Origin of the sequence: Frankia sp. AgKG'84/4 (assembly GCF_023242965.2) — a bacterium.
Classification (GTDB): domain Bacteria; phylum Actinomycetota; class Actinomycetes; order Frankiales; family Frankiaceae; genus Frankia.
Genome location: NZ_JALKFU020001002.1, coordinates 1 through 1,857, shown reverse-complemented (window position 1 = coordinate 1,857; position 1,857 = coordinate 1). Strand labels below are relative to the sequence as shown.

At 75.2% G+C, this 1,857-nt stretch carries 3 protein-coding genes; all 3 read left to right on the top strand.

Going from position 1 to position 1,857, the window contains the following annotated elements:
* Positions 1-382: vWA domain-containing protein (locus MXD58_RS26770; protein WP_518478700.1), on the top strand; the 382-nt coding region annotated here is incomplete at its 5' end.
* Complete coding sequence (cobO, locus tag MXD58_RS26765) at positions 379-987, top strand: cob(I)yrinic acid a,c-diamide adenosyltransferase (RefSeq protein ID WP_248839456.1); 609 nt, start codon at positions 379-381, stop codon at positions 985-987. The genes MXD58_RS26770 and cobO, both read left to right, overlap by 4 nt.
* A partial coding sequence (locus tag MXD58_RS26760) for a cobyrinic acid a,c-diamide synthase CobB (RefSeq protein ID WP_250610578.1) occupies positions 981-1,857 on the top strand: 877 nt, incomplete at its 3' end. The genes cobO and MXD58_RS26760, both read left to right, overlap by 7 nt.

Sequence of the window (1,857 nt, the reverse complement as noted above, 5' to 3'; positions counted from 1 at the left end):
CACCCCCCTCGCCGCCGGGCTGCGCCGCGCCGGTGAGGTGCTGCGCGCGCAGCGACGCCGCGACCCGACCCGACGCGCCCTGCTCGTCCTGGTCACCGACGGACGCGCCACCGCCGGCGAGGACCCCCTGCCCATCGCCCACGCCCTGCGCCGCACCGCCACCGGCCGCGGTGCCCACACACTGAGCAGCGTCGTCGTCGACTGCGAAAGCGGCCCGCTGCGTCTGGGCCTGGCCGCCCGCCTCGCCGATGCCCTCGGCGCACCCACGATCGGACTCGACGCCCTCGGGCAGCTCCACCCCCGCCCGGCAGCCACCCGGCCAGCGACCACCCCCGCGCCACGCACCACCCTCGCGACCAGCGGGAAGGGTGACAGGCGATGACACCGCAGGGACAGCCCACCAGCGTCCCCGAGGACGGCCTCACCACCCGCCAGCGCCGCGACCAGCCACTGCTAATGGTCCACACCGGCGACGGCAAGGGAAAATCCACCGCCGCGTTCGGCCTGGCGCTGCGCGCCTGGGCGCAGGGCTGGCCCGTCGGCGTCTTCCAGTTCGTCAAATCCGCGAAATGGCGCATCGGTGAGGAACAGGCCCTGACCGTCCTCGGCGACTCCGATCAGGGCGGCACCGTCACCTGGCATCGGATGGGCGCCGGGTGGAGCTGGCTCCAGAGCCGTGTCGACCCCCAGGGCGATCCCGCCGCCGCGGCCGCCGAAGGCTGGGCGCAGATCCGCCGCGACCTGGCCGCGCAGACCTACCGGCTCTACGTCCTCGACGAGATGACCTACCCGCTGCGCTGGGGCTGGCTCGACCTCGACGAGGTCGTGTCCACCCTGAGCACCCGCCCCGGCCGCCAGCATGTCGTCATCACCGGCCGCGGCGCCCCGCCGGCGCTGCTGGAGATCGCCGACCTCGTCACCGAGATGACGAAGATCCGCCATCCCATGGACGCCGGGCAGAAAGGGCAGCGAGGCATCGAATGGTGAGCCCCCCCACCAGCCCCACCGGCCGGTCGCAGCGCCTGGAACTACCCCGGCTCGTGCTGGCCGCGCCCACCAGCGGCGCCGGGAAGACGACCGTCGCCACCGGGCTCATGGCCGCGCTACGCGCCCGCGGCCTGCGGGTCAGCCCCCACAAGGTCGGCCCCGACTACATCGACCCCAGCTACCATGCGCTGGCCACCGGCCGACCCGGACGCAACCTCGACGCCGTGCTCTGCGGACCCGACCGCCTCGCGCCCCTGTTCGCCCACGGCGCCCGCGGCGCGGACATCGCCGTCGTCGAAGGCGTCATGGGCCTGTTCGACGGCGTCGCCCACCCCGAGCCGGGCCAGGACGCCGACCACGCCTCCACCGCCCACATCGCCCGGCTGCTGCACGCCCCCGTCGTCCTCGTCGTCGACGCCTCCGGCGCGTCGCGGTCCATCGCCGCACTCGTCACCGGGTTCCGCTCGTTCGACCCGCGGGTCCACCTCGCCGGAGTCATCCTCAACCGGGTCGCCACCCCCCGCCACCGCGCGCTGCTCACCGACGCCCTCACCGACATCGCCATGCCCGTGTTCGGCGCCGTCCCCCGCGACCCCGGCGTGCACACCCCCTCCCGTCATCTCGGACTGGTACCCGCCGCCGAACGCCGCCGCGACGCCCTCGACGCCGTGGACCGCCTCGGTGAGCTCATCACCGGCACCTGCGACCTCGACGCGCTGATCCGCCTCGCCCGCGCCGCGCCAGCGCTGCGCAGCACCGTCTGGAACCCCCACACCGCCCTGACCCCCACCAGCCCCCCGAACACCGACGTGGACGTGACCCCGCAGACGGCGCCGGTGAGCGCCGCACCGCCCACGCCCGCCCCCCGGC

What these genes read in the sequence shown, in the direction of transcription:
- cobO (WP_248839456.1), top strand. Translation starts at nt 379, where the DNA reads ATGACACCGCAGGGACAGCCCACCAGCGTCCCCGAGGACGGCCTCACC.